Annotated in this window: 19 protein-coding genes and 1 other RNA gene; 4 read left to right on the top strand and 16 right to left on the bottom strand. The window is 73.6% G+C overall.

From position 1 onward, the window contains the following. Positions 1–105 precede the first annotated feature (105 nt). Positions 106–621: a DUF1772 domain-containing protein gene (locus ACIRGB_RS34485; protein WP_403873276.1), complete on the top strand. Its 516-nt coding sequence runs from the start codon at positions 106–108 to the stop codon at positions 619–621. Between the two features lie 53 nt (positions 622–674). Here ACIRGB_RS34485 and ACIRGB_RS34480 read toward each other — a convergent pair whose 3' ends face one another. The 7 genes from ACIRGB_RS34480 to ACIRGB_RS34450 all read right to left on the bottom strand — a co-directional run bounded on the left by ACIRGB_RS34480 (position 675) and on the right by ACIRGB_RS34450 (position 10571). Beyond that, entirely contained in the window at positions 675–1853 is a 1179-nt protein-coding gene (locus ACIRGB_RS34480; protein WP_403873273.1) for a uroporphyrinogen-III synthase, read from the bottom strand. A 109-nt stretch (positions 1854–1962) separates the two neighbouring features. Next, the gene (locus ACIRGB_RS34475) at positions 1963–3351 is read right to left on the bottom strand and encodes a nitrate/nitrite transporter (protein ID WP_403873271.1); all 1389 of its coding nucleotides are present in this window, start codon (positions 3349–3351) and stop codon (positions 1963–1965) included. A gap of 134 nt (positions 3352–3485) precedes the next feature. Continuing rightward, positions 3486–4403 (bottom strand): hypothetical protein, encoded by a 918-nt coding sequence (locus ACIRGB_RS34470; protein ID WP_403873268.1) that lies wholly within the window; start codon positions 4401–4403, stop codon positions 3486–3488. A 97-nt stretch (positions 4404–4500) separates the two neighbouring features. Beyond that, the gene (locus tag ACIRGB_RS34465) at positions 4501–5739 is read right to left on the bottom strand and encodes an acyltransferase (protein WP_403873266.1); all 1239 of its coding nucleotides are present in this window, start codon (positions 5737–5739) and stop codon (positions 4501–4503) included. 74 nt (positions 5740–5813) lie between these two features. Next, positions 5814–8018 (bottom strand): glycosyltransferase, encoded by a 2205-nt coding sequence (locus ACIRGB_RS34460; protein ID WP_403873263.1) that lies wholly within the window; start codon positions 8016–8018, stop codon positions 5814–5816. After that, entirely contained in the window at positions 8018–9298 is a 1281-nt protein-coding gene (locus ACIRGB_RS34455) for a hypothetical protein (RefSeq protein WP_403873260.1), read from the bottom strand. The genes ACIRGB_RS34460 and ACIRGB_RS34455 overlap by 1 nt, the downstream gene beginning before the upstream one ends. Before the next feature lie 301 nt (positions 9299–9599). After that, positions 9600–10571 carry a LysR family transcriptional regulator gene (locus ACIRGB_RS34450; protein ID WP_403873257.1) on the bottom strand — a complete coding sequence of 324 codons (972 nt, stop codon included), beginning with the start codon at positions 10569–10571 and terminating at the stop codon, positions 9600–9602. Positions 10572–10654: 83 nt separating this feature from the next. Between ACIRGB_RS34450 and ACIRGB_RS34445 the strand changes: the two genes are divergently transcribed. Continuing rightward, entirely contained in the window at positions 10655–11950 is a 1296-nt protein-coding gene (locus tag ACIRGB_RS34445) for an MFS transporter (protein WP_403873254.1), read from the top strand. Positions 11951–12008: 58 nt separating this feature from the next. Here ACIRGB_RS34445 and ssrA read toward each other — a convergent pair. From ssrA to ftsE, 5 genes are all read right to left on the bottom strand, one after another. Further along, positions 12009–12408, bottom strand: a transfer-messenger RNA (tmRNA) gene (gene ssrA / locus ACIRGB_RS34440). Positions 12409–12500: 92 nt separating this feature from the next. Then, entirely contained in the window at positions 12501–12980 is a 480-nt protein-coding gene (gene smpB / locus ACIRGB_RS34435) for an SsrA-binding protein SmpB (RefSeq protein ID WP_403873251.1), read from the bottom strand. Between the two features lie 45 nt (positions 12981–13025). Continuing rightward, on the bottom strand, positions 13026–14213 hold the full coding sequence (locus ACIRGB_RS34430) for a S41 family peptidase (protein ID WP_403873248.1): 1188 nt from the start codon (positions 14211–14213) through the stop codon (positions 13026–13028). 68 nt (positions 14214–14281) lie between these two features. Continuing rightward, positions 14282–15199 (bottom strand): permease-like cell division protein FtsX, encoded by a 918-nt coding sequence (ftsX, locus tag ACIRGB_RS34425; RefSeq protein ID WP_052841736.1) that lies wholly within the window; start codon positions 15197–15199, stop codon positions 14282–14284. Between the two features lie 42 nt (positions 15200–15241). Further along, positions 15242–15931 (bottom strand): cell division ATP-binding protein FtsE, encoded by a 690-nt coding sequence (ftsE, locus tag ACIRGB_RS34420; RefSeq protein WP_003975843.1) that lies wholly within the window; start codon positions 15929–15931, stop codon positions 15242–15244. 214 nt (positions 15932–16145) lie between these two features. Between ftsE and ACIRGB_RS34415 the strand changes: the two genes are divergently transcribed. Further along, positions 16146–16340: a hypothetical protein gene (locus tag ACIRGB_RS34415; RefSeq protein ID WP_403873243.1), complete on the top strand. Its 195-nt coding sequence runs from the start codon at positions 16146–16148 to the stop codon at positions 16338–16340. Between the two features lie 124 nt (positions 16341–16464). On the opposite strand, the gene ACIRGB_RS34410 is transcribed toward ACIRGB_RS34415, so the two are convergent. From ACIRGB_RS34410 to ACIRGB_RS34395, 4 genes are all read right to left on the bottom strand, one after another. Further along, complete coding sequence (locus ACIRGB_RS34410) at positions 16465–17343, bottom strand: hypothetical protein (protein ID WP_403873240.1); 879 nt, start codon at positions 17341–17343, stop codon at positions 16465–16467. Between the two features lie 326 nt (positions 17344–17669). Continuing rightward, positions 17670–18776 carry a peptide chain release factor 2 gene (gene prfB, locus ACIRGB_RS34405; RefSeq protein WP_403873237.1) on the bottom strand — a complete coding sequence of 369 codons (1107 nt, stop codon included), beginning with the start codon at positions 18774–18776 and terminating at the stop codon, positions 17670–17672. 75 nt (positions 18777–18851) lie between these two features. Continuing rightward, positions 18852–20105 carry a serine/threonine-protein kinase gene (locus ACIRGB_RS34400; RefSeq protein ID WP_403873233.1) on the bottom strand — a complete coding sequence of 418 codons (1254 nt, stop codon included), beginning with the start codon at positions 20103–20105 and terminating at the stop codon, positions 18852–18854. A 105-nt stretch (positions 20106–20210) separates the two neighbouring features. Continuing rightward, on the bottom strand, positions 20211–21857 hold the full coding sequence (locus ACIRGB_RS34395; RefSeq protein ID WP_403873230.1) for a serine/threonine-protein kinase: 1647 nt from the start codon (positions 21855–21857) through the stop codon (positions 20211–20213). 397 nt (positions 21858–22254) lie between these two features. Between ACIRGB_RS34395 and ACIRGB_RS34390 the strand changes: the two genes are divergently transcribed. Further along, on the top strand, positions 22255–26160 hold the full coding sequence (locus tag ACIRGB_RS34390; protein WP_403873227.1) for an FHA domain-containing protein: 3906 nt from the start codon (positions 22255–22257) through the stop codon (positions 26158–26160). The last annotated feature ends 168 nt before the right edge of the window (positions 26161–26328 follow it).

The following is a 26328-nucleotide window of genomic DNA, read 5'->3' as shown; positions in this document are numbered from 1 at the left end:
CCCCCGCGCCCGGAACCCCTCGTACCGCTCCCGCGTGGACGCTTGCGCATGCGCCCGCGCGCCCGGGCCATGTCCGGCGCGCCGCGGCGCCCGTTGACTGGACGCATGACAGACATCGACGGGGAACGGCGGTCCCGGACCGCGCGTGGAGTACTGGTCGCGGCCACGGTCGCCGCGGGCCTGATGGCCGGCACCTTCTACGTCTTCGCCTGCGCCGTGATGCCGGCGCTGGCGCGCAGCGAGGACCGGGTGTACGTCGACGTGATGCGCGACATCGACGACGTGATCCAGAACCCGGTGTTCCTGCTGGTCTTCATGGGCGCGCTCGGTCTCGCGGGCGTCGCGGGGTGGCAGTCGCGCCGGACGCCGGGCCGCTGGTGGGTCTGGGCGGGCGCGACGGCGTACGCGCTCGCCTTCCTGGTCACCGTGGCCGGCAACATCCCCCTCAACGACGCCCTGGCCCGACCCGGCGACCCGGCGGCGCTCCGCGAGCGGTTCGAGGACCCGTGGGTGGCCTGGAACGTCGTACGCGCCGTGCTGTCGACGCTGGCGACGGCATGCCTGGCCTGGGGATCGGCGGTCCGCGGCCGTCCGACACGGCGGCCCACGCCGCCCCGCTGAAACACCCGGCAGATCCTGAGCACACTCCACTGGACCGGCCGCGCCGTCTGGGGTCAGTCGGTCGTGTACTTGGCGTCCGTGGCCGGGTCCAGGGCGAGGCGGTAGCCGCGTTTCACCACCGTCTGGATCAGCTTCGGGGTGCCGAGGGACGTGCGCAGGCGGGCCATGGCCGTCTCGACGGCGTGTTCGTCGCGGCCGGTGCCCGGCAGGGCGCGCAGCAGCTCCGCGCGGGGCACGACCCAGCCGGGCCGCTTGGCGAGCGTGCGCAGCAGGGACATGCCGGCGGGCGGCACGGCCCGCAGCTCCCCGTCGACGAGCACCGCGTGCCCGCGGATCTCCAGCCGGTGCCCGGCGACCGGCAGGGCGCGGGCGCGGGCCGGCAGCTGCTGGCACAGCAACTGGACGAGCGGCCCGAGCCGGAAGCGCTCGGGCTGGCTCGTGTCGACGCCGTGCGCCTGGAGCGGCACCGCGGTGACCGGGCCGACGCAGGCGGGCAGCACGTCGTGGCCGAACGCGGCGAGCAGCTCCGGCAGCAGGCCCCGCTCCTCGGCCCGGCCCAGCAGGGAGACCGCGGCGGGCGCGCTGGTGAAGGTCACGGCGTCCACGCCCCGCGACACGGCGGCGTCCAGCAGCCGGTCCACCGGACCGAGGTCCTCCGGCGGCAGCCACCGGTACACGGGCACGCCCACCACCTCGGCGCCGCCCTCCCGCAGCGCCTCCACGAACCCCGGCAGCGGCTCACCGTGCAGCTGTACGGCGATCCGGCGGCCCTCCACGCCCTGCTCCAGGAGCCGGTCCAGGACCTCGGCCATGGATTCCGAGGCCGGTGACCACCGCTCGGTCAGTCCCGCGGCCCGCACCGCGCCCTTGACCTTGGGCCCGCGCGCCAGCAGCTCCACGGTGCGCAGCCGCTCCAGCAGCGTCTCGCCGAGCCCCCAGCCGTCGGCGGCCTCGACCCAGCCCCGGAACCCGATGGCGGTGGTGGCGACGACGACGTCCGGCACCTGGTCGACGATGCGTTTGGTCGCGGCCATCAGCTCGCCGTCGTCGGCCAGCGGCACGATCCGCAGCGCCGGCGCGTGCAGGACGGTGGCACCGCGCCGCTGGAGCAGCGCGCCCAGTTCGTCGGCCCGGCGGGCGGCGGTCACGCCCACGGTGAACCCGGCCAGCGGGCCGTGGTCGGGTCGCTGCGGTTCGTCGCCCACGCCGCCCACCTCGCTTACGTCGTCCATCGCTCGCCGCGCTCCGATCCGTTCACATCCACGTGCACAGTCACGTGGCGACCGAGCCTGTCAACCGTGCGTGACGGGCTCGGTTCACCCGCATGTCACCAGTGTTACGTCACACCTCGGCACGGCTGAGCCCGGCCTCGGCCCGTTCCGCGGCGGCCGGTTCGGCCGGGCGGGCCGGCTCTGCCGCGTCGGTGAGCGCCGGCGCGGCCGGTCGGCGAAGGTATACCGCCCACGTGACGACGAGACACACGGCGTAGAAGGCGAGGAAGGCGAGGAAGGCGCCGGTGCCCGTGCCGAAGGAGAGGAAGGACTGCCGGAAGGCGAGGTTGATGGCGACGCCGCCGAGCGCGCCCACCGCGCCGATCAGCCCCATGGAGGCCCCGGAGAGCCGCCGCCCGTAGGCCACCGCGGCCTCGCCCCGCAGCCCCTTGGCCAGCGCCTTGTTCTGGAAGATCCCGGGGATCATCTTGAACGTCGAGCCGTTGCCCAGCCCGCTGAGCACGAACAGCACCACGAACACGGCCACGAACAGCCCCAGCGACTTCGCCATGCCGGCCGCGACGAGCAGGGCGGTGGCGGCGGCCATGGCGACGAAGTTCCACAGGGTGATCCGCGCGCCGCCGTACCGGTCGGCGAGCCTGCCGCCCACCGGACGGATCAGGGAGCCGAGCAGCGGTCCGATGAAGGTCAGGTACGCCGCCTGGAGCGGGGTCCGCCCGAACTGGCTCTGGAGCACCTGCCCGAAGGCGAAGCTGTAGCCGATGAACGAGCCGAACGTGCCGATGTACAGCACGGACATGATCCAGGTGTGGGTGTCCCGCGCCGCGTCCTTGGCGGCCCCGGTGTCGTTCTTCACGGAGGCGAGGTTGTCCATGAAGCACGCGGCGAGGACGGCGGCCACCAGGATCAGCGGGATGTAGATGCCGAGCAGCACCCGCGGCCCGCCGCTCGCACCGATGACGGCGAGCGCGGCCAGCTGGATGACGGGCACGCCGATGTTGCCGCCCCCGGCGTTGAGACCGAGCGCCCAGCCCTTCTTCCTGAGCGGGAAGAAGGCGTTGATGTTGGTCATGGAGGAGGCGAAGTTGCCGCCGCCGATCCCGGCCAGCATCCCGACCAGGAGGAACGTCGAGAAGGACGTCCCCGGTTCCATGACGGCGAAGGCCGCGACGGTCGGCACGAGCAGCAGCCCGGCGGAGACGATCGTCCAGTTCCGTCCGCCGAAGACGGCGACGGCGAAGGTGTACGGCACCCGCACGACGGCCCCGACCAGCGTCACCACGGACGTCAGCAGGAACTTGTCGGCCGGTGTCAGCCCGTACTCCGGGCCCATGAAGAGCACCAGCACGGACCACATCGTCCAGACGGAGAACCCGATGTGCTCGGAGAGGACGGAGAAGAACAGGTTCCGCCGGGCGGTCCGCTCCCCCGTCTCTTTCCAGAAGGTCTCGTCCTCGGGATCCCAGTACTCGATCCAGCGGCCGCCAGGGACTGTCATCACGCCTCCACGGTGCTCCACAGCTCGGTTGCACCGACGCTAGGCAGGCCGCGTTTCGGGCCGGTGGGGCTGTGGATGACCGGAAGGGAACGTTGCTCTCACCCGGCGCCGGTGCGGGGTGAGAGATCGCGCGCTCAGCCCTGCGGGGGCCGGGGCTGCCAGTGCGGGTTCTGCTGCGGGTAGGACTGCGGCGGGTAGGGCTGCTGGACCTGCGGCGGCGCGTACGGCTGCTGGCCGTACGGCTGCGGGGGCTGCTGCGGCGGGTAGGGCTGCTGGGCCGGCTGGGGCGCGTAGGACTGGTGGGCCTGCTGGGCCGGCTGGGGCGCGTACGGCTGCGGGGCCTGCGGCGGCACGCCGTACGGCTGCTGCTGCGGCGGCTGGGGAGCGTACGGGCCGGGGGCCGGCTGCCCGTAGCCGCCGGGTGCCGTGCCGCCGAACGGGTTCCCGTGCCCCGGCAGCTGCCCGCCGGGCGGCAGGTACCGCACCCGCCCCGTCTCGTCGGTGATCGGCACGAACCCGGCGGCCCCCAGCCGGGCCGCGAACTTGGCGTTGCGCTTGCGGGTGACGAGGAAGCCGAGGCCCAGGGCCGCCATGAGGACCAGCCAGATGATCCCGGAGATCAGGAAGTCGTCGGACGAACCGCCCTCGCGGAAGGCGATGACCACACACGCGACGGTGCCGCCGAGCGCGCCGTAGCCCATGTTCTTCTGGGCGTTCTTGCCGGTGAGGTCGAAGTTGATCCGCGCCTTGAGCAGTTCGAAGGCGTCCGGCACGAGCGGCGGCAGCGACACGCCGTCACCGGCGTTCGGGTACTGCGCCCAGGTCTGCGCGGCCCGGGTGCGGGCCTGCGGGCTGGGGTCGGGGACCAGCAGCATGGTGAGCGCGGCGTTGTTCCCGCCGCTCTGGCGCACGTCGGCGTACTCGTACCCGAACTGCTGGGCGACGAAGGCGAGCTTGGCGAGCTTCTTCACGGACGACATCCGGCTGGTGAGCTGGACCGCCTCCCCGCTCGCCATCAACCGCAGCATCTTCTGTGTCTGCCGCTTGCTCATCCCGCTGCTCCCCCTGACCGGCTCACGCCACCCTGTTCACTTCCGCAACCGGGGCAGTCTCGCACGGAGGGCCGACAGCCGTCAGCCCCGGTGCCGGTCAGCCCCGGTGCGCGTGCGCGGCGCGGGTCCTGGGCGGCTTCGGTGCCGGGCGCTTGCCGCCGTCCGGCCACAGCCGGGGCGTGCGCTTGGCGGCCACGTCCTCCATCCAGCCGAACCAGACGATGCAGCTCCCGATGAGCAGCCAGGTGATGACCAGGACCGGCCAGGGGCTGTCCAGCAGCCAGGGGACGTGCTCGCCCAGGACGTCGAAGCCCCACAGCCGGTCCCACAGCGTGGCCGCGACGAGGATGCAGACGTTGTGCCACAGGTAGATCGTCACCGCCCGGGAGTTGAGCAGGGTGATCAGCCGGTCCCAGCGGCGCAGCCGGCGCGGCCACTCGGTCCACGACGGGCTGACGTGCAGGAGCAGCAGCACCGTCGCGAAGGACCAGACGGCCTGCGCCAAGGGGATGGAGTCCAGGTCGTACCCGGTCCTGAAGCCCTCCCGGAAGGCGAACCAGAGGCCCAGCGCGGCGATCACCGGGGCGACCGAGGGCACGACGTAGCGCGGCAGCCGTTTCAGGACGCCTTGCTGGTGGGCCATGCCGAGCACCCAGCAGGCGCCGAAGGTGCTGAAGTCGGTCAGCTCGGACGGGAGGCGCTCGCCCGGCAGTTCGAGGTAGTCGAACTGGAAGGCGGCCGACAGCACGAGCGGCGCCAGGATCGTCAGCCACGGCCGGACGCGCAGCGCGCGCAGCAGGACCGGGGAGAGCAGCACGTACCAGAGGTAGGCGCGGATGTACCAGAGCGGCCCGGCGAGTTCCGCGGCCCAGTCCTCGCCCAGGACGCCGTGGATGCCCGGCAGACTCTCGGCGAACGGCGGATCGCTCAACGGCAGGACCCAGTAGAGGAGGTGGAACCACCACCAGCCCGGGTGCTCGTCCTCGCTCGGTCCCCAGCCCTGGAGCAGCATGCCGGTCACGCACACCGCGCCCAGCAGCCACAGCGGGGGCAGCAGGCGGCGCATGCGGCCGCGGACGACCTGGACGGCCGGCCGCTTGAGGCTGCGGGCCATCAGGTTGCCCGCGAGGGCGAACATCACGCCCATGGACGGGAACACCACCGGCAGCCAGGCCCAGCCCATCAGGTGGTACAGGACCACGCGGAAGAGGGCCACCGCCCGCAGCAGGTCGAAGTACCGGTCGCGCACGGGCGCGCGCCGGGCCTGCTTCTGCTCGGACAGCACCGGTACGGCGGTGCCCGCGCCGACGGGCGGGTGGAGGGGTGGTGCGGTCATGTGCGGGGCGCTCCGGGTCGGGACGGGCACGGCGGGTGCGGGGGCCGGCCGCGTCGGGTCGTACGGCGGGGTGGTCATCCGACCGGCCTCCCGTCCATGGCGCGGGACCGCCGCTGGGACGGGATGCCGTCGGCGCCGGGCGGCGGCGCGGACACCCCGCCGCTGCGCCGCAGCTTCTGCCAGCGCAGCCGGCCGCCGGTGAGCGCCGTGATCCAGGACTGGAGCAGCACCACGTACATGATCTGGCGGTACACGATCTGCTGGAGGGGCAGCGAGATGAGCGGGGTCAGCTTCTCCCCGTCGAGCCGGAAGGCGTACGCCGCGCACACCGCCTGGATGGCCAGGACGCCGAGCCAGGCCACGATCGTCTTGTCGGTCGGGCCGAAGACGAGGCCGTAGAGCAGGAAGACGTCGATCAGCGGGGCCAGCAGCGGGGCCACGACCATGAACAGCGAGACGAAGGGCAGGCCGACGCGGCCGAAGCGGCCGGAGGGGCCCTTCTCGATCACCGCGCGGCGGTGCTTCCAGATCGCCTGCATGGTGCCGTACGACCAGCGGTAGCGCTGGGACCACAGCTGGCCGACGGATTCCGGGGCCTCGGTCCAGGCGCGGGCGTTCTCGGCGTAGACGACCCGCCAGCCGGCGCGGTGCAGCGCCATGGTGACGTCGGTGTCCTCGGCGAGCGTGTCGTCGCTCATGCCGCCGATGGGCTCCAGGGCGGAGCGGCGGAAGGCGCCGACCGCGCCGGGGATGGTCGGCATGCAGCCGAGGACGTCGTACATCCGGCGGTCCAGGTTGAAGCCCATCACGTACTCGATGTGCTGCCAGGCGCCGATGAGGCTGTCCTTGTTGCCGACCTTCGCGTTGCCCGCCACGGCGCCCACCTTCGGGTCGCCGAAGGGCTGGACGAGTTCGCGGACGGTGGAGGGTTCGAAGACGGTGTCGCCGTCCATCATCACGACGATGTCGTGACGGGCGTTGGCCAGGCCCCGGTTGAGCGCGGCCGGCTTGCCCGCGTTGAGCTGCCGGATCACCCGGACGCCGGGCAGGCCGAGGCCCTCCACGATGCGGGCCGTGCCGTCGCTGGAGCCGTCGTCGATGACGATGACCTCGATCGGGTGGTCGCCGGCCACCAGCGAACGCACCGTGTTCTCGATGCACTTGGCCTCGTTGTACGCCGGGACCAGCACCGTGACCGGTTCGGTGACCGCCGGTCCCCAGCGGAAGCGCCGGCGCCGGACCCGGCGGGCGTGGACGCCGGAGAGCAGCAGCATCAGGCCGAAGCGTCCGATGACCAGCGTGCCGATGAGCGCCAGGCCCACCACCAGGACGTCGGTGAGCCGCTCCGAGGCCTGGACCAGGAAGACCCACGCCTTGCCCTTCCACAGTTCGGCGCCGGTCACCGGGGTCATGGCGCTGGGCGCGTCCAGGGCCTCGGTGAGGTTGTCGAACGTGTAGCCCTTCTTCTTCAGGTCGGGCAGGAACCTGTCCAGGGCCTGCACGGTCTGGTGGCGGTCGCCGCCGGAGTCGTGCATCAGGACGATGGCGCCCTTGCCGCCGTGCGGAGTGGCGCGGCGGATGATCTCGTCGACGCCGGGCTTCTTCCAGTCCTCGCTGTCGGTGTTGTTGACGACGGTGATGTAACCGCGGCTGCCGATGTACTCGGTGACCGGCCAGGACTTGTCGTCCATGGCGTCGGCGAAGGAGGAGTAGGGCGGGCGGAACAGCGAGGTGCGCACCCCGGCCGCGCCGGTGAGCGCCAGCTGGTTCTGCGACAGCTCCCAGTCGATGCGCTTCTCGGACTGGAAGGAGAGGTCGGGGTGGTTGAAGGTGTGCAGGCCCACCTCGTGGCCCTCGTCGACCATGCGCTCGACGAGGTCGGGATAGCGGGAGGCCATGGTGCCGGTGACGAAGAAGACCGCGTGCGCGTCGTGCTTCTTCAGCACGTCCAGCACGCGCGGCGTCCAGGTCGGGTCCGGACCGTCGTCGAAGGTGAGGACGAGCCGGTGGTCGGGCACGCTCAGGCTCTCGGTGCGGCCGCCGCGCACGTCGATGACCGGGCCGCCCTCGAGGATCTTCTCGGGTACGCCGGTGGTGCCGGCGGGCGGCTGGACGCGGTGGTCGGCGAGGATCTCGCTGTGCACGTATCCGCGCAGCATGAGCATCGCCGCCAGGGCGACCAGGACGAGCAGTGGGAGCAGCAGACGCAAGGGCACACGACGGCGGGAGCCCTCACGGGGGCGGCGTGCGGCCCCGTGACGGCGGGTGCGGGATGCCATCAGAGGGTGTTCTCCGGGGACAGGGAAGGGGACGTGGAGGTGTCGGCGGGACCGGCGAGCACGACGGGTGCGCCGGCCCGGCCCGCGAGGGCGTCCGGGGCGCTCGCGCCGTGGGCGTCGGTGCCGCCCGCCCCCGGATCGGTGCCCAGGGTGCCGCCGGTGGGACCGGACGGGTCGGCGGAGGTGCCGCCGCCGCCCGTCGGGGCCGACGGGTCCGTGGTGTCGGCGGGCGGGGCCTGGGTCGACTGCGTGGGGTTCGTGCCGCTCGCGCCGCCACCGCCGGGATTCCGGTCGGTCGCGGGCACCGAGGTCTCGGTGCCGGTGCTCGTACCGGACTGCCGCGCGGAGCCGCCCGTCACGCCGGACGTACCGGACGCGGGTGCCTCGGCGCCCGGTTCGGCCGCCGGGCCGGCGCCGGCCGAGGGCGTGGCCTGCGGGTCCGCGGCGCCGGTGCCGGAGGGCGGCCCCGACCGGGAGGGCAGCGGGGTGGTGTCGACCTGACCGGCCGGCGCTCCCTCCTGCTGGCCCGGTACGGGCATCCAGGGCGCGTCGGAGTCGCCGGAGAGCAGCGTGGAGACGATGACGACGGCGTAGACCGCGCAGGCGACGCCGATCAGGATGCCGAGGCGGCGGTACAGGCGGCTGCGGCGGCCGGACGCGTCGACGAAGACGGGCCCGTCGGAGGGCTCGGGGCCCCTCCTGCGGTGTCCGCGGTCGGCCCGCAGCAGCACGCCGTCCCCGAGGTGGACGGCGTCGAGCTGGACGGTGACCTCGTGCGGATCGTGGGTGTGCCCGGCGGCGGCGCCCGCGTCGCCGTCCGTGTCCGGCAACTCCTGCCAGGGGTCGCGGAGTACGGCGGTGGCGGGTCCGGGCGGGGGCACGGGCGAGGGCGCCGGTGCGGGGACGGCACGGGTGGGAGCGACCGGGGCGGCGGGACCGGGCGTCGGGAGGACGTCCGTCCGGTCGGGGTCCGGGAAGGGGCCGGGGCCGTGGGCATGGCCAGTGCCGTGGGCGTGGGCATGGCCGGGGACGGCGCCGTGACCGGGGGCGTGGCCGTGACCGGTCCCGGGTGTCGGGGCGGCGTAGCCGGGGTTCGGCCCGGCCGGGCCGGATATGCCCCAGGTTATCCGCCCCTGGGCCAGCGGGTCCGGGCCCCGCCCGTGGGCAGCGGGGCCGCCTCTTCGGGAGCCCAGGACGTCGGTGCGGTCGGCGCCGGAACTCCCGCGGCCACGCGGGGTCTCACCGGAATCGCCGAACCACCCCGAACCCGACGCGGTCACCGGGGGGTTCCCGGCCGGGGGGAAGGAGCGGGCCGGAGGCAGCAGTTCGGTGGCGTCCGCATCTCGTCTCGCCTCCGGGAGATCACGACCCCCGGACTCGACCTCGGGCCACTCCGGTTGGGCGTCTTTTTGCCAATGATTCACGCGCGCGCACTTCCCCCCACGGAACACTTCCGGGTGCGCATACGACTCCGAGCACTCGTCGGCCGAAACGGCCCCCACCAGGTTCGAGCGCCCCCTGTATCACACCGTGCTCAGGCAAAGAATGTAGCGCACGCGGAGGATGTGTGGTGGCCGAGTGTCACTTGTGGACGGACATCACAGCGGCGTCGACGGCCGGAAACCATCCATCGTCGGGGACCTCCAACCAACCCTTTTCGGTCGCTACCTGCGACGCCGCCCGGCGCAGCGCGTCGAGCCCGGGATGCGCCAGTCCCTTCCGCCACACGAGCGAGACCGGCGACAGCGGCACGGGGTCCACGAGGGGGCGCACCACGGTCGAGGCCATGGCCGGAAAACTCTCCACGGCGAGGATCGGATTGCGCGTCTTGTCCATGATGCGCCGGAACTCCTCCTCGCCGACCGCCAGCGGCGCGGGGGGCGCCATGTGGATGCCGCGCCCCTCGAACAGACGGTGCGCGAGGTCGGTCCACTCCGGCGTGCGCGGGTTGCCGACCCCGGCGTACACGGTCTCTCCGGCGAGCGCGGAGAGCGGCACCTCCGCCCGCCGGGCCAGCGGATGGCCCTCGGGCAGGACGACCGCCATGGGTTCCAGGCGCACCGGCTGGTGACCGAGTCCGGCGCGCAGGGCGGCGGGCAGTCCCGCGAACCGGCCGAAGGAGGCGTCGAGGCGGCCCGCGACCAGTTCACCGGCTGCGTGGGTCAGTCCGCTCTCGTAACGCGCCATCAGCTCCTGCTCCGGAACGAGCGCGCGGGCCCGTTCCAGGACCAGGCGACCGGTGGCCAGGCCCGGGGAGTTGAGGTCGACCAGCAGCGGGCGGGCCTGTCCGAAGGCGGCCAGCAGGTCGTCCTGCGCCTGGAGGACCCGGCGGGCGTACGGCAGCAGCCGCTCGCCGTCGGCCGTCGGCGTCACCTGCCGGGTGGTCCGGACGAACAGCTCGGCGCCCAATTCCCGCTCCAGGCGCCGCACATCCCTGCTGAGCGCCTGCTGGGCGACGTAGAGACGGGCGGCGGCCCGGGTGAAGTGCAGCTCCTCGGCCACGGCGACGAAGGCGCGCAGCAGGCGCGGGTCCAGGTGGGCGGGTGCGGGCATCCGGCGAACTTACAACGCCGGTGCGTCAATGACCACGGAGTAGGTGTTGGACCCCCTGACCGCCTCCGGGCGACGGTGGACGCATGCCGCGACCGACTCCCGCACCCCCGTCCCGTCCCGCTCGGCCCGCCCTCTTCCTGGCCGTCACCGCCGACACCCTGGTCGCGGCCGACTTCCGCCCCCGCACCGGACGCCGGCCGCCCGGCCCGTACCGGCGCCTCCTGGCCACGCCCGGCGCACGCGCGTTCACGATCGGGAACCTCATCGCCCGGCTGCCCATGGGCATGTTCAGCGTCAGCGCCGTGGTGATGATCGCCGGCACCCGTGGTTCCTACGCCCTCGCCGGTGCCGTCACCGCGACCGGGCTGGCGGCGACGGCGCTGGTCGCCCCGTGGACCGCGCGGCTCGTGGACCGGTACGGCCAGGCGAGAGCGGCCCTGCCCGCCACCCTGTGCGCCGCGCTGGGCTCCCTCGCGCTGCTGCTGTGCGTGCGCTACGGGGCGCCCGCCTGGACCCTGTTCGCCGCGTACGCCGCGACCGCGACGACGCCCAACACCGGCGGCATGGCCCGCGCCCGCTGGGCCCATCTGCTGAAGGGGGACGCCGACGCGCTGCACACCGCGAACTCCTTCGAACAGGCCGCGGACGAACTGTGCTTCATGCTCGGGCCGGTTCTCGCGGCGTTCCTGTGCACCGCGCTGTTCCCGGAGGCGGGCACGCTCGTGGGCGTGGTGCTGCTGGTGACCGGCATGCTGCTGTTCACCGCCCGGCGTTCGACCGAGCCCCCGGCCCGCCCGCGCCCGACGGCGAAGGCGCCCTTGCGGTCCCCGGGCATCCCGTCGCTGCTGGTGGTGTGCCTGGCGATGGGCGGGGTGTTCGGCGCCCTGGAAGTCGCCACCATCGCCTTCGCGGACGCACAGGGCCACCGCGCGGCGGCCGGAGTCGTCCTCGCCCTCCAGGCGGCCGGTTCCTGCGCGGCGGGTCTGCTCTACGGCGCGGTCAGGCCCGCCGGACCGGCCGGGCACCGCCTGCCGTGGTGCGTGGCCGCGATGACCGCCCTGCTGACGCTGCCGCTCCTCGCGGCCTCCCTCGGCGGCTCACTGCCGCTGCTGGCGCTCGCGCTGCTGGCCGGCGGGATGGCGACGGCCCCGACGATGGTGACCACGATGACGTTGGTCCAGCACCGCACCCCGGAGGACCGCCTGAACGAGGGCATGACCCTCGCGGTGACCGGCCTGCTCGGCGGCATCGCCTGCGGCAGCGCGGCGGGCGGCTGGACGGTGGAGCACCTCTCCCCCACCGCGGCCTACGGCCTACCGCTCACGGCAGCCGCGACGGCCCTCCTCCTGACCCTGCCGCCGACCCGGAGAGCACTGTGAACGCAGGAACCCCCCGGGTCCCCGACACGTGGCCGGTGACCCAGGGGGTTCCCTGGGAATGTGGAGATGGCGGGAATCGAACCCGCGTCCAACGGTGCGGAATCAGGGCTTCTCCGTGTGCAGTCCGCTTCGATTTTCTCAGCCCCGGAGATCACGCGGACAAGTCTCCGACGGGCTCAGTCACTGTGTGGTTTCCCTCTTCACCCCGTGACCGGGATCAAGGTTTAGTCCCCTAGCTGATGCCAGGATCCGGGTCGGGAACAGCCCCGGGCTGACACTCCCTTAGTAGGAGGCTCGCTTCGCTACCTGAGATCAGGCAGCGAGGGCGAAGGCCTGCTGGGAGGAATCGCGCTTGGTGTTGGCGATTATTTTTTTCGGCCTGTGGTTTACGAGATCATGGCCGCTTCCTCGACACGCTTCCCCTGCTTCGACAGCCGCTGTCGAAACCGATCATCCCCATGTTGATTTTTCAATCTCTCGCACCCGACCTGGGGTGCGAGCACCATCGTACGTGACCAACGCACGCACGTGCCAGCCTATTCCCCGCGGCTCAGGCCCGCTGCTTGCGCCGGATCGCCGAGATCGTCCGCTCCGCCTCGCGGCGGTCCTGCTTCTCCCGGAGGGTCTGCCGCTTGTCGTACTCCTTCTTGCCCCGCGCCAGCGCGATCTCGACCTTGGCCCGCCCGTCCTTGAAGTAGAGCGCCAGCGGCACGATCGTGTGACCGCTCTCCTGGGACTTCGACTCCAGCTTGTCGATCTCCACGCGGTGCAGCAGCAGCTTCCGCTTGCGGCGGGCGCTGTGGTTGGTCCAGGTGCCCTGGCTGTACTCCGGCACGTGCACGTTGTGCAGCCACGCTTCGTGACCGTCCAGCTGCACGAAGCCGTCGGCCAGCGAGGCCCGCCCCTGGCGCAGCGACTTCACCTCGGTACCGGACAGCACGAGGCCGGCCTCGTAGGTGTCGAGGATCTGGTAGTCGTGCCGCGCCTTCTTGTTCTGCGCGATCAGCTTGCGCCCTTTTTCCTTAGCCATAGTGCGGTCCATTTTGGCACTACGGAGGGGCCGGGCGGAAAGCGATTACGCGGTGGGCCCGAGCCCGCTCATCACCGTACGGGCCCGCGCGAGGGCGGCCGGGTCCGCCGGGTCGACCTCCAGGTCGGGCGTGATGCCCGTGCCGTCGACGCCGCGCCCGGAGGGGGTGCGGTAGTGCCCGACGGTCAGCTCGGCCACCGAACCCCCGGGCAGCCGGCTCGGCATCTGCACCGAGCCCTTGCCGAAGGTGCGGGAGCCCAGGACGACCGCCCGGCCGCGGTCCTGGAGGGCCCCGGTGAGCAGCTCGGCCGCGCTCATCGTGCCGCCGTCGACGAGCGCGACCAGGGGCCTGGCGGTGTCGCCGCCGGTCTCGGCGTGCAGGGCCCGCTGGTCGCCGTCGACGTCGTACGTGGCGACCAGGCCGCCGTCGAGGAAGGCGGAGGCGGCGGTGACGGCCTCGGTGACCAGGCCGCCGGAGTTGCCGCGCAGGTCGAGGACGACCCCGGCGCCGGACGGCACCCGTGCCACGGCCTCGCGCACCTGCTCGCCGACGCCCTTGGTGAAGGAGGCGACCTTGACGACGGTGAGGCCGTCGGTGAGCGTGCGGACGGTCACGGGGTCCGTGGACAGCCGGGCGCGGCGCACGGTCTCGGTCCACGCGCGCGTGCCGCGCTCCAGGCCCAGCCGGACGGCGGTGCCGGCGGGCTCCGGCTCGGCGTCGCCGCGCAGCAGGGAGACGACCTCGGTGACGGGCCGCCCGGCGACCCGCTCGCCGTCGACGCTGCGCAGCCGGTCGCCCTCGCGGATACCGGCGTCGGCGGCGGGTGAGCCGGAGCGCACCCGGGTCACCTGGATGCGGCCGTCGCGCTCGCGGCGGGCGGAGAGCCCGACGCCGGTGTACCGGCCGTCGAGGGCGTCCTCCAACTCCTCGTACTCGCCCTCGGAGTAGACGGCGCCCCAGCGGTCCCCGCTGCGGCTGACCGCGCGTTCGGCGGCCTCCTCGGGGGACTTGCCGTCGGCCATGGCCTCGGCCGCCGCGCGGGCCACGTCGTCGTGGCGGGCCTGCTGACCGACGGGGGCGGCCGAACGGGCCGTGCCGGGCTCGGACTTCCGGTCCGGACCGGGGAGCGAGCCGGTGGCCGCGCCCGCGACGAGCACGCTCGCGAACACCAAGGTCAGGGCGGCCCCGTGGCGCGCGCGACGGGGCTGACAGAACAGGTCACGACCTGACATGCCGGTGAGTCTAGGACAACGCGTAAGGGCCGCACGGTCCCTTGACCGCGCGGCCCCCTTGGTATGCGTCACACCTTCAGGTACTTGCGCAACGCGAAGAACGCCGCCAACGCGGGCATCAGCAGGCTCGTGGCCAGGATGAGCGGCAGCTTCGTCAGGACGGCGTCCCAGCCGATGAAGTTGATCAGGTTCAGCTTCTCGGACAGGGCGAGTCCGTGATCGATGATGAAGTACCTGGCGATCACGAGGAAGCCGCAGGCGACACCACCGCCGATCAGACCGGCGACCGCCGCCTCCATGATGAACGGCGCCTGGATGTAGAAGCCGGACGCGCCCACGAGGCGCATGATGCCGGTCTCGCGGCGCCGGCTGAACGCCGAGACGCGCACGGTGTTGACGATCAGCATCAGGGCGACCACCAGCATGAGGGCCATCACCGCGCGGGCGGCCCAGTTCATGCCGTTGAGGAGGCCGAAGAGGTTGTCCAGGATGCCCTTCTGGTCCTGCACGGACTGCACGCCGTCCCGCCCGTCGAAGGCGGTCGCGATGACCTGGTACTTCTCCGGGTCCTTCAGCTTGATCCGGTACGACTCCTGCATCTGGTCCGGCGTGAGGGAGCTGGCCAGCGGCGAGTCGCCGAACTGCTCCTTGTAGTGCTTGTACGCCTCGTCCTGTGACTCGTAGGTCACCTTCTCGACGACGGCCATCTCGTCGAGGTCGGACATGATCTGCTTCTTCTGGTCCTCGGTCACCGCGCCCTTGGCGCAGTTGGGGTCGGACTCGGCGTCGCTCTTGTTGCAGAGGAACACCGAGACGTTGACCTTGTCGTACCAGTAGCCCTTCATGTTGTTGACCTGGTCGCTCATCAGCAGCGAACCGCCGAACAGGGCCAGGGACAGGGCGACCGAGACGATGACCGCGAAGGTCATCGTCAGATTGCGGCGAAGACCGACCCCGATCTCCGAGACTACGAACTGGGCGCGCATGGCGTCTCGTTAAGCCTTTCGTTCCTCGTCGTCTGTGGCTCGTCAGTGCTGGTAGCCGTAGACACCGCGTGCCTGGTCCCGGACGAGGCGGCCCTTCTCCAGCTCGATGACGCGCTTGCGCATCTGGTCCACGATGTTCTGGTCGTGCGTGGCCATCACCACGGTGGTGCCCGTCCGGTTGATCCGGTCGAGCAGCTTCATGATGCCGACCGAGGTCTGCGGGTCGAGGTTGCCCGTGGGCTCGTCGGCGATCAGCAGCTTGGGCCGGTTGACGAAGGCGCGCGCGATGGCGACGCGCTGCTGCTCACCGCCGGACAGCTCGCCGGGCCTGCGGTCCTCCTTGCCGCCGAGTCCGACGAGGTCGAGGACCTGCGGCACGGACTTGCGGATCTCGCCGCGGGACTTGCCGATGACCTCCTGGGCGAAGGCGACGTTCTCGCCGACCGTCTTGTTCGGCAGCAGGCGGAAGTCCTGGAACACCGTCCCCAGCTGGCGCCGCATCTGCGGCACCTTCCAGTTGGACAGGCGGGCGAGGTCCTTGCCGAGGACGTGCACCTGTCCGTGGCTGCACCGCTCCTCGCGGAGGATCAGCCGCAGGAAGGTGGACTTTCCGGAGCCGGAGGACCCCACGAGGAAGACGAACTCGCCCTTCTCGACCTCCAGGGAGACGTCCCTGAGGGCTGGGTGGCTCTGTTTGGGGTAGACCTTGGAGACGTTGTCGAATCGGATCACGGATGCACCACGGGTCGCCGGGGGTAGATGAGCGTGACCTTACGCGAACCGGGGAGCCGACCGCAGTCACCGGTCGGGGTTGCGTATCAGTTGTGTGTTTTGTCCCCACGGGAGGGCGCGCGGGGCCCCTCGGAACCTGGCACAGTGGAGGGGGAACGTTCGTGTCGTCGCGGGCGTTGTTCCGAACGGAGCCGGTGGCAAGGAGGGCGAGCGCATGACGTACGACCGGTTGGTGTGCGCGAACTGCGCGGCGCCCGTGAGTGAGGGCAGGTGCCCGGTGTGCCGGGCCAACCGCGAGCGGTTGCAGCAGGAGAGCAACTTCTTCGCGGGGCTGAATCCGATGACGCTGATCGCGCTGCTGGCGGTGCTGGTCGCGGCGGTGGTCCTGCTGACGCACCAGACCGTCTGAGGCGCCGGGAGCGGCCCTGAGGGCCGCACGCACAGGCGCACACAGAGGACAGGGAAGGGGCCCGGAGCGGTGACGCTCCGGGCCCCTTCGTCTGCGTGCGCGCTGCGTACGCCGACCGCTACCGTCAGGCAGCGGCGCCGCCGCGGCCGCTCATCAGGCGCGGCAGGAAGCGGAAGCCGATGCCTCCGGCGATCATCGTCGCGGCGCCGACCAGCAGGAACGTGGTCTCCGCGGCGCCGGTCTCGGCGAGCTCCTCACCGCTGCCCTGGGCGGCGGTGTCGGCGGAGGCCGGGGCCTCCTCGCCGGTGTCGGTCAGCGCGGAGGAACCCTCCTCCTGAGCGACGTTGTCGTTGCCGCCGCCGTCGGGGGTGGTGTTGTCGCCGCCGCCGGTGCCACCGGAGTTTCCGCCGTTGCCACCGTTGCCGCCGTTGCCGCCACCGTTGTCGCCGCTTCCGCCGCCGTTGCCGGAACCGCCGTTGTTGCCGTTGCCGCCGTTGTTGCCGGCACCGCCGTCGTCGCCGTTGCCGCCGTTGTTGCCGGCGCCACCGTTGTCGCCGTTGCCGCCGTTGTTACCGGCACCGCCGTCGTCACCGTTGCCGCCGTTGTTACCGGCACCGCCGTCGTCACCGTTGCCGCCGTTGTTACCGGCACCGCCGTCGTCACCGTTGCCGCCGTTGTTACCGGCACCGCCGTCGTCACCGTTGCCGCCGTTGTTGCCAGCGCCACCGTCGTCACCGTTGCCGCCGTTGTTACCGGCGCCACCGTCGTCACCGTTGCCACCGTTCTCGTTGCCGCCCGTCTCGCACGCGGGGTCGACGACGATGTCGCAGGGATCGCCGTCGCCCTCGCCACCCTGGACGCTCAGGTTGAGACCGTCCTCGGAGCTGGCGCTGACGCCGATGTCGAGCGCCGAAGCGGCACCCGCGGCGGTCAGGGAGGCACCGGCCGCGATCACGGCGCCGGCCGCTATGCGCGCGACACGGATGCGCGTCTTCTTCGTCATGTAGTTGCTACCCCCAGTAGCCGATTCAGTCGGTGAGGCCGCACTCGGGGGCCGTGATCGACGGGGGTGGCTGCGTGTGTGCTCAAGTCCCCCGGTTCACATGCGCCCCAGAAATACGCATGCCGAGCCTCACCATTCCTAATGTTCAAAGCAACGTCAAGGCCATTGCGTACGCGATGTCCAGGTACGGGACGTATGCCGGACACAATGGGTGTGAGTGTGATGCAAAACCCAGACATCATCGGCGAACAGGCGGCAGACAAAAGGCAACCGCCGCCGGAACGGCGGCAGTTGCCTTGTCGACAAAGCGGCGACTGCGCTTCGCGTTACTTCTCCCGCTGCTTGCGCCAGCGAATACCGGCCTCCAGGAAACCGTCGATCTCGCCGTTGAACACGGCCTCGGGATTGCCCACTTCGTGCTCCGTGCGCAGGTCCTTGACCATCTGGTACGGGTGCAGCACGTAGGAACGCATCTGGTTGCCCCAGGAGTTGCCCCCGTCGCCCTTGAGGGCGTCCATCTTGGCCTGCTCCTCCTGGCGGCGCCGCTCCAGGAGCTTGGCCTGGAGGACGTTCATGGCGGTGGCCTTGTTCTGGATCTGGGAGCGCTCGTTCTGGCAGGAGACGACGATGCCGGTGGGGATGTGGGTGAGGCGCACCGCCGAGTCGGTGGTGTTCACGCCCTGGCCGCCGGGGCCGGAGGACCGGTACACGTCCACCCGCAGCTCGGACTCGTCGATCTCGATGTGGTCGGTCTGCTCGACCACGGGGAGGATCTCGACGCCCGCGAAGGAGGTCTGGCGGCGCCCCTGGTTGTCGAAGGGCGAGATGCGCACCAGCCGGTGCGTGCCCTGCTCGACGGAGAGGGTCCCGTAGGCGTACGGCACCTGCACGGCGAAGGTGGTCGACTTGATGCCGGCCTCTTCCGCGTACGACGTCTCGTAGACCTCGGTCTTGTAGCCGTGCTGCTCGGCCCAGCGCAGGTACATGCGCTGGAGCTTCTCGGCGAAGTCGGCGGCGTCCACGCCACCCGCCTCGGCGCGGATGTTGACGAGCGCCTCACGCGCGTCGTACTCGCCCGAGAGCAGGGTGCGGACCTCCATCTCGTCCAGCGCCTTCTTCACGGCCGTGAGCTCGGACTCGGCCTCCGCGCGGGTGTCGGGGTCGTCCTCCTCCTCGGCCATCTCGAAGAGGACGGCGAGATCGTCGATCCGACCGCGCAGCGCCTCGGCCTTCCGCACCTCGGCCTGGAGGTGGGAGAGCTTGCTGGTGATCTTCTGCGCCGCGTCCGGGTCGTCCCACAGGGAGGGCGCGGCCGCCTGCTCCTCGAGCACGGCGATGTCTGCCCTCAGCTTGTCGAGGTCCAGGACGGCCTCGATCGACTCCATGGTCGAGGAGAGGGACTTCAGCTCTTCGGATACATCGACGACTGCCACGCGTCCAGCGTAACGGCTCCGGCCGGCGGTCCACGCCCGGCGGGTGCGGGCACGGGCGCCGGGGGCGGTCCGGCCTCAGGGAGCGGCCGGTGCCGAGTTCCGCGTGTCCTGGGGCCCGGCGCCGTCCTCGTCACCGCCCGTGACCAGCCACGTACCGACGCCGATCGCCGCCACCAGGGCGAGCGCGCCGGCGCCCACCGCGATCCGGCGCCGCCGCGCGGTGGCGCGGTTGCGGGCCGAGCCGGGGCGCGGGGCGCCCGCGGCGCGCGGGGCCCGGGCGGTGCCGCGGGCACCGCCGGCCAGCTCGTCCGGGGCGGGGACGCGCATCGACGTGTGGGTGTCGCGGTTGGAGTCGGCCGGCTTGGCCCCCGGCACCAGGGGCACCGCTCCCCGGCGCCGTACCGGCTCGGCGGCGGACGCGGGGGCGGCCGGGGACGCCGGGGACGCGTCGGAGTCGTCCTCCTGCTGCTCGGCGTCGGGCTCGTCCACGTCCAGCGGGGCCATTCCGGCGAGCATCGGCAGCAGCTCGCGCAGCCGGGCGCTCAGCTCGGAGGCGCGCAGCCGGGAGGCCGGGGCCTTGGCGAGGCACTGGACGAGGAGCTGCCACAGCTCGTCGGGGATGCCGGGGAGCGGGACGACGGTCTCGGTCACATGGCGGCGCAGCACGGCGCCGGGGTGGCCGCCGCCGAACGGCGTGAAGCCGGCCAGCAGCTCGTAGAGCACCGTGGCCAGCGCGTAGATGTCGACCGCCGCGCGCGGGGGCAGGCCCTCGACGATCTCCGGGGCCAGGTAGTCGGGCGTGCCGATGATCTTCGTGGCGCGGGTGCGGCGCGGGGTGTCGATGAGCTTGGCCACCCCGAAGTCCGTCAGCAGCGCCGGGTGCGCGCCGCCGGGGCCGAGCGGGCCCTGCATGTCGAGCAGCACGTTCTCGGGCTTGACGTCGCGGTGCACGATCCCGGCGGCGTGCGCGGCGGCCAGTCCGTCGGCGACGTCGGCGACGACGGCGACCGCGGCCTCGGGCGCCAGGCGCCGCTCCCGGTCGAGGCGGGTGCGCAGGTCGGTGCCCCGGACCAGGTCCATGACCAGCGCGAGATCGTTGCCGTCGACGACGAGGTCGCGCACGGAGACGACGTGCGGGTGCTCCAGGCCGAGCAGGGCGGTGCGCTCCTGCACGAAGCGGGAGACGAGTTCCTGGTCGGACGCCAGGTCCTCGCGCAGCAGCTTGATCGCGACGGGTCCGTCGGGACCCTCGCCCAGCCACACCGTGCCGGCGCTGCCCCGTCCGAGGATCTGGTGGGCGGTGTACCGGCTGCCGATCTTCCGTGCCAAGACTGCTCCTACCGACGCGTGTTGCGCCTAAAAGTACGCGTCCGAGGAGCCGGCCTTCACCGTGGAGGCGGAAATCACCCTCCGGATGTCGACAAGTCTCCAGACTCAGCCTCCGCTGGAGCCGCCCAGGTCCCCGATCCAGTCGGTCACGGTGGTGACCCAGTCGGTGAGCTGGTCCCAGTAGCCCTTGCCGGTGCCGATCCAGTCCTGGAGCGGGCTCAGCTCCCACACGAGCCAGCCGGCCACGAACAGGATGACCAGCGTGAACAGGCAGCCCTTGAGGCAGCCGAGGCCCGGGATGCGCATCGGGTTGGCGCTGCGCTGGCGCGGCGGCCTGGGCTCGCGCCGAGGCGGCTGCGGCTCGGGCGTGGGCGGCGGGGCGTACCGCTGCGGCTGGGGGCGCTGCGGCTGCTGGGGCTGGGGCTGCGGGGTGGCGTAGCGCTGCGGCTGTTGCTGCTGCTGCGGGTAGCCGTAGCCGGGCTGCTGGGGCGGCGGGGCCTGGCGCGGCTGCTGCGGCTGGCGGGAGACCTGCCGCTGGGGGCGGCGGCGCAGCGGGTCCTGGTTCGGGTCGAGGTACTGGACCTGTGTCTGCTCGTTGCGGTCGCGGGCGGCGCGCAGCTGGTTCTGCCAGGGGTGCGGGTCCTCGGGTCCGCCCTGTCCCGGGGCGCCGGGCTGCCCCGGCGGCACCGGCGGCATGACGGCGGTCGGGTCGGGAGCCCCGGTGCTCGGCAGGACGGCGGTGGGGTCGGCGGCGCCCGCCGGGCCCGAGGTGTGCGGCAGGACGCTGGTCGCGCCGTTCGGGTCGTAGGCGGCGCCGGGGGCGTCCGGGACCGGTGCGGGCGCCGGGTCGGGGGCCAGGAGCGCGCCCACGTTCTCGGCGGCGCCGATCTGCGCGCTGTTGGCGTGCACGCCGATGCCCTCGGCGACGACGCGCAGGCCGCGGGCGAGGTTCTCGGCGCTCGGGCGGTCGTCGGGGTTCTTGCGCAGGCAGCGCTCGATGACCGTCCACAGCGGGTCGGGGACGGTGGAGGGGCGGCGCGGTTCGGCGCTCAGGTGCTGGTGCAGCACCTCGAGGGCGGAGCCTCCGCCGAACGGGGGGCGGCCGGTGACCAGCTCGTACAGCAGGATGCCGGCGCCGTAGACGTCGACGGCGGAGGTCTGCGGGCGGCCCTCGGCGGACTCCGGCGCGACGTACGCGGGCGTGCCGACGAACTCGTGGGTGCGGGTGAGGCCGGGCGAGTCGGCGAGGCGGGCGATGCCGAAGTCGGTGAGCATCGGGTGCATCTCGCCGCCGGTCTGCCTCAGCAGGACGTTGGCCGGCTTCAGGTCGCGGTGGACGACGCCGTCGGCGTGGCTGGCGGCGAGCGCGTCGGCGATCTGCGCGGTGAGCAGGGCGGCGGCAACCGGGGTGAGCGGCCCGTTTTCGCGCAGGTAGCGGTGCAGGTCGGGGCCGTCGATGAGGTCCATGACGAGGGCCAGCAGCTCGCCCTCGACGACCAGGTCGCGGACCCGGACGATGTTGGGGTGGGTGAGCCGGAGCAGGACGGAGCGCTCGCGCAGGAAGCGCATCACGATGTCGGCGTCGCTCGCGAGCTCTTCCTTGAGGACCTTGATCGCGACGGTCTCGCCGGGCTGCCCGGCCACGGCCGCCTCGGCGCCCGCGGTCTCGCGCTGGCGGGCACGCCAGACCGTGCCCGTGGCGCCGCGGCCGAGGGGCTCCTCGAGGAGGTACTTGCTGCCTACCGGCCGCACGTCATGCGCTCCTAGTTGCTTGCTGGCTGTTCGGACCCACTGTTCCAGAACGGGTCGGTCCCGGTCGGACCCAACTGTAGTGCCGCCCCCCGGGCCATGTTCGAAGGAAAGACGCTCGACCCGGTCCCGTGGTTGCCGCTGCCCGTACGTGACCGATCTCAAGCGGGCGGCATTCGATCATCCGCGGGGCACCTGGCAGGCATTTTTGGGGGCAGAGCCGACCAATCAAGATCATTTGAAGGCGGGGGGCGGGCGCGTTGTCAGTGGCAGGTGCGAGGATGCGTGCAGTACTGGCCGACGTGCTCGTGTGACGGTGGGGGAAGTCCGCGGTGGGGGACCGTGGTGACGGCTTCTGTCCCGGCGTGCGGGCGCCCGCGCGAAGGGACCGCTTACGGCGATGCAGATCCGGCTGACCGTCGTAGACCCGCTGGGCCCGCATGCTCCGGCCGCTCCGTCCGCTTCGGCGGGGGACCGCGCCGCGCGGTGTGACGTGCTCGTCACCGCTCCGGCCGGCACCGCCCTGGCCGCGGTCGCCTCCGCGCTGGCCGCCGCGCTCCCCGGCGAGGGCCCGGGCTCCGGCCAGGTGGTGCTGTACGCCGGTGCGCAGCGCCTCGACGCCCAGCGCAGCACCCTGGGCGAGCCCCCGCTGATCGACGGTGCCGTGCTCTTCCTGGGCGCCCCGGGCGAGCCCGACCCGCACACCGAGCCGGCCGACGTCCCCGCCCAGCTCCACGTGGTCGCGGGCCCCGACGCGGGCGGCGTCCATCTGCTGCACGGCGGCCAGATCCGGCTCGGCCGCTCCGCCGACGCCGATGTGGCGCTCGACGACCCGGACGTCTCCCGGATGCACTGCGCCGTGACCGTCGGTCCCGACGCCCGCGTCTCGGTCGCCGACCTCGGCTCCACCAACGGCACCACCCTGGACGGCGCCCGCGTGGCCGACCGCCCGGTCCGCTTCGCGCCGGGCGCGCTGCTGCGGATCGGCGAGTCGGCCCTGCGGCTGATGCCGGTGCCGTCGGCCGCGGAGGCGCGGGTGGAGACGACGCCGGACGGGGAGGGCCACGTACGGCTGTCCGGGCCCCGGACGCCCCCGCCGGGCGACGGGGACGGCGACACGGTGGCCCACGCGCGCGTGGCGGACGGGGCCGAGGGCCAGGTGCGCGCCGCGGAGGGCCGCTCCCGCGCGCCGGGCCCGGTCCACGGCCCCGCGGACCGGCCGTCCGGATCGATCGCACCGGACGGACCGGACGGACCGGACGGACCGGCGGGCTTCGCCGGGGTGACCGGTGCGGGCGGTGGAGGCGGACACCGGACCGCCGCGGCGGACGGGACCGCGCCGGACACCGCGCCCCACGCCACCGGGCCGGACGGCACGCCCCGGCCCCACGGCCGCACCCACCACGCGTACGGCACCTCGGGGTACAGGGCGGGCCGGGTGCCCGTCGAGCCGCCGCAGGTCCCCGGCCAGGGCGGCGCGCCCCGCATCGAGAGCCACGGCACCGGCCCCGCGGCGGGCCTGCCCCGCCGGTCCCCCGCCGGTGGCGAGACCCACGGCGGCGCGCGGGGCGCGGGCACGTACGCGACCGGCGGTCCCGGCGCGGACGGCCACGGCGGCGCGTCCCCGCGGACACCCGGCCGGGACGCGTACGGCGAGGGCCCTGCCACGCCGGGCGCGGCCCGTATGGACGCGGCCGACGCGGGCATCCCACGCGGCAGCGGGCCGGACGCGACCGTCCCGGGCACAGCCGACGCGGGCGCCGCCCGCGCGGGCACGTCCGGCGCCGCCGTTTCCCGTACCGGCGCGACCGGTGCGGCGGCCCGCCGTACCGCCACCGCGCCCGGCCGGGACGAGGGCGTCGGCCCGGACCCCCGCACCGGCCGTGACGACGCTCCGGGCGCCCGCTCCGGACGCAAGGGGACTCCCCTGCGCGGTACCGACGTGCCGCAGGAGGTGCGCAGGCGCGGTGGGATAGGAGCGTGGGCGCGGCGGCTGACCAGCGGGCGCGGAACTGCTCAGGAGGCCACCGAGCCCGGCACGTACGCGCCCGACGAGGCGGGGCCGGGACCGGCGCCGGCGGCCCCGTCCGGCGCCTCGCACGCCCAGGAGACCTGGCCGGACCCCGCGTCGCTGCTGCTGACGGCGCTGGGACCGGGGCCGCGGCTGTGGGAGCGCGGCCCGGGCCACCCGGAGGCGCTGACCGTGCGGCTCGGTACGGCCGACCGGGTGGTGCCGGGCGGCAACGCCCCGCTGCCCGCCGTGCCGGTGACCGCCGACCTGCGCGAGGTCGGCGCGCTCGGCCTCGCGGGCCCGCGGGAGCGGCTCGCCGGGCTGGCCCGTTCGGTGCTGGCGCAGCTCGCCGCGCTGCACTCCGCCGACACCCTGGAGATCGTCCTGATCAGCGCGGACCGTTCCCGGCCGCTGGCCGAGCGGACGGCCGAGTGGTCCTGGCTGGGCTGGCTGCCGCAGGTGCGCCCGGGGCACGGCCAGGACTGCCGCCTGCTGCTCGCCCACGACCGCGAACAGGCCACGGCCCGCGCCGCCGAACTCCTGCGCCGCCTGGACGACCACCTCGCCGACGAGGCCCGGCCCGGAGCCCGCCCCCAGGGCACGACCCCGGACAGGACCACGGACCCGGACCCGGCCGCGGCCACGGGCGCCGTCCGCCCGCAGCCCTCCTGGGCGCGGCCCGACCCCGGCACCGACCCCTCCGGCGCCTTCACCGGGCCGTACACGGTGGTCGTCGTGGACGGGGACCCCGGCGGCGCCGACGTGCGCGAGGCGGTGGCGCGGCTCGCCCTGGAGGGACCGCGGGCCGGTGTCCACGTGGTGTGCCTCGCCGAGACGGCCGCCGCCTCCCCCACCTCCCCGGTGACCCGGACGTACGAGGCGGCCTGCGCGGTGTCGCCGGTCTTCCGCGACTGCGGTGCCGTGGCGCTGCTCAGCGGCGACGTGGCGACGACCCTGCGCCTGCTGCGCGTCGCCCGCGCGGGCGCGGCCCCGGGCACCCCGCCCGGCCCGGTCGGTCACGGCACCCTGGGCACGGTGGACGCCGTCTCGCTGCCCTGGGCCGAGCGGTTCGCGCGCGCCCTGGCCCCGCTGCGCACCGACACCGCCACCGGCGGCGAGCGGCACACGCGCGTGTCCGCGCCGCTGCCCCAGGCGGCCCGGCTCCTCGACGAGCTGGGCCTGGCCCGCGCCACCCCCGCCTCCCTGATGGCCCGCTGGGCCGCCGCGGCCGACGACACGGAGTCCCTCGGGGGACGCGCGCAGGCGGTGCTGGGCGCCGGTCCGCGCGGCCCCGTCCTGGTCGACCTGGCCGCCGAGGGCCCGCACCTGCTGATCGAGGGACCGCCCGGCAGCGGCCGCACCGAGCTGCTGCGGGCGGTCGTCGCCTCGCTCGCCTCCGCCGAACGCCCCGACCGGCTCGGCGTCGTCCTCATGGACGGCCGCGACAGCGTGAGTTCGGGCGGTGCCCACGGCGAGGGCCTGCGCGTGTGCACGGACGTACCGCACGTCACCACCCACCTCACCGCCAACGACCCCGTGCGGATGCGGGAGTTCGCCCAGTCCCTGAGCGCCGAGCTGAAGCGGCGCGCCGAGCTGCTCGGGCGGTCGGACTTCGCCGAGTGGCACACCGGGCGCGAGGTGTCCGGCCGGCTCGTCGCCCAGCGCGCGCCGACGCCCGCGGGGCCCGCCCCGGTCTCCGACTCCGGGGACGTCGAGTCCCCGCCCAGCTCCACCCTGCGGCTGCGCCCGGCCGCCGCCGGGCGCCGGACCGGACCCGTTCCGCCCCTTCCCCGTCTGGTCGTGGTCGTCGACGACCTCGACGGCCTGGTCACGCCCCCGCTCGGCTCCCCCGGGCGGCCGGCGGCGGGTTCGGTGATGCGGGCGCTGGAGGCCGTCGCGCGGGAGGGCGAGCGGCTCGGCGTCCACCTGGTGGCCGCCACGGCGCCCGGCGGCCGTACGGACCGTACCGAGCCCGCCCTGCGCGCGACCCTGCGCATCACGCTGGACGCGCCGGCCCCGGGCCCGGACGAACCGACGCCCGGACGCGGGCGGTTGGCGCACCCCGACGGACGCACCACCGCCTTCCAGGGCGGCCGCGTCACGGGCCGCATCCCGCGCACGGCGACCCTGCGCCCCACCGTGGTCCCCCTGGAGTGGCACCGCATGGGCGACCCGCCCACCCGTCGCCCGGTGCGCGAACTGGGCAACGGCCCGACCGACTTGGCCCTGCTGGCCAGCGCGCTGGAGCGGGCGGCCCGGGAGGTCTCGGCGGCCGAGGTCCCGTCGCTGCTGTGAACGCCGGTCCCCGCAAGCCCGTCCGGCGTTCGAGGACGAGGCCGTCCGGGCCGAAGCGGGGGCCCGGGGGCGGCAGCCCCCGAGACGCCCGCACCGACGCCGGACGTCTGATCATGGTCACGACGCGGTCACAAAACCCCACTTGACAGCGGACGCGCCCTTGCCGCC

It is taken from the genome of Streptomyces sp. NPDC102490, assembly GCF_044765285.1.
Lineage (GTDB): Bacteria > Actinomycetota > Actinomycetes > Streptomycetales > Streptomycetaceae > Streptomyces.
The sequence above is the reverse complement of the archived record's forward strand: the minus strand, read 5'-3'. Positions and strand labels throughout refer to the sequence as shown.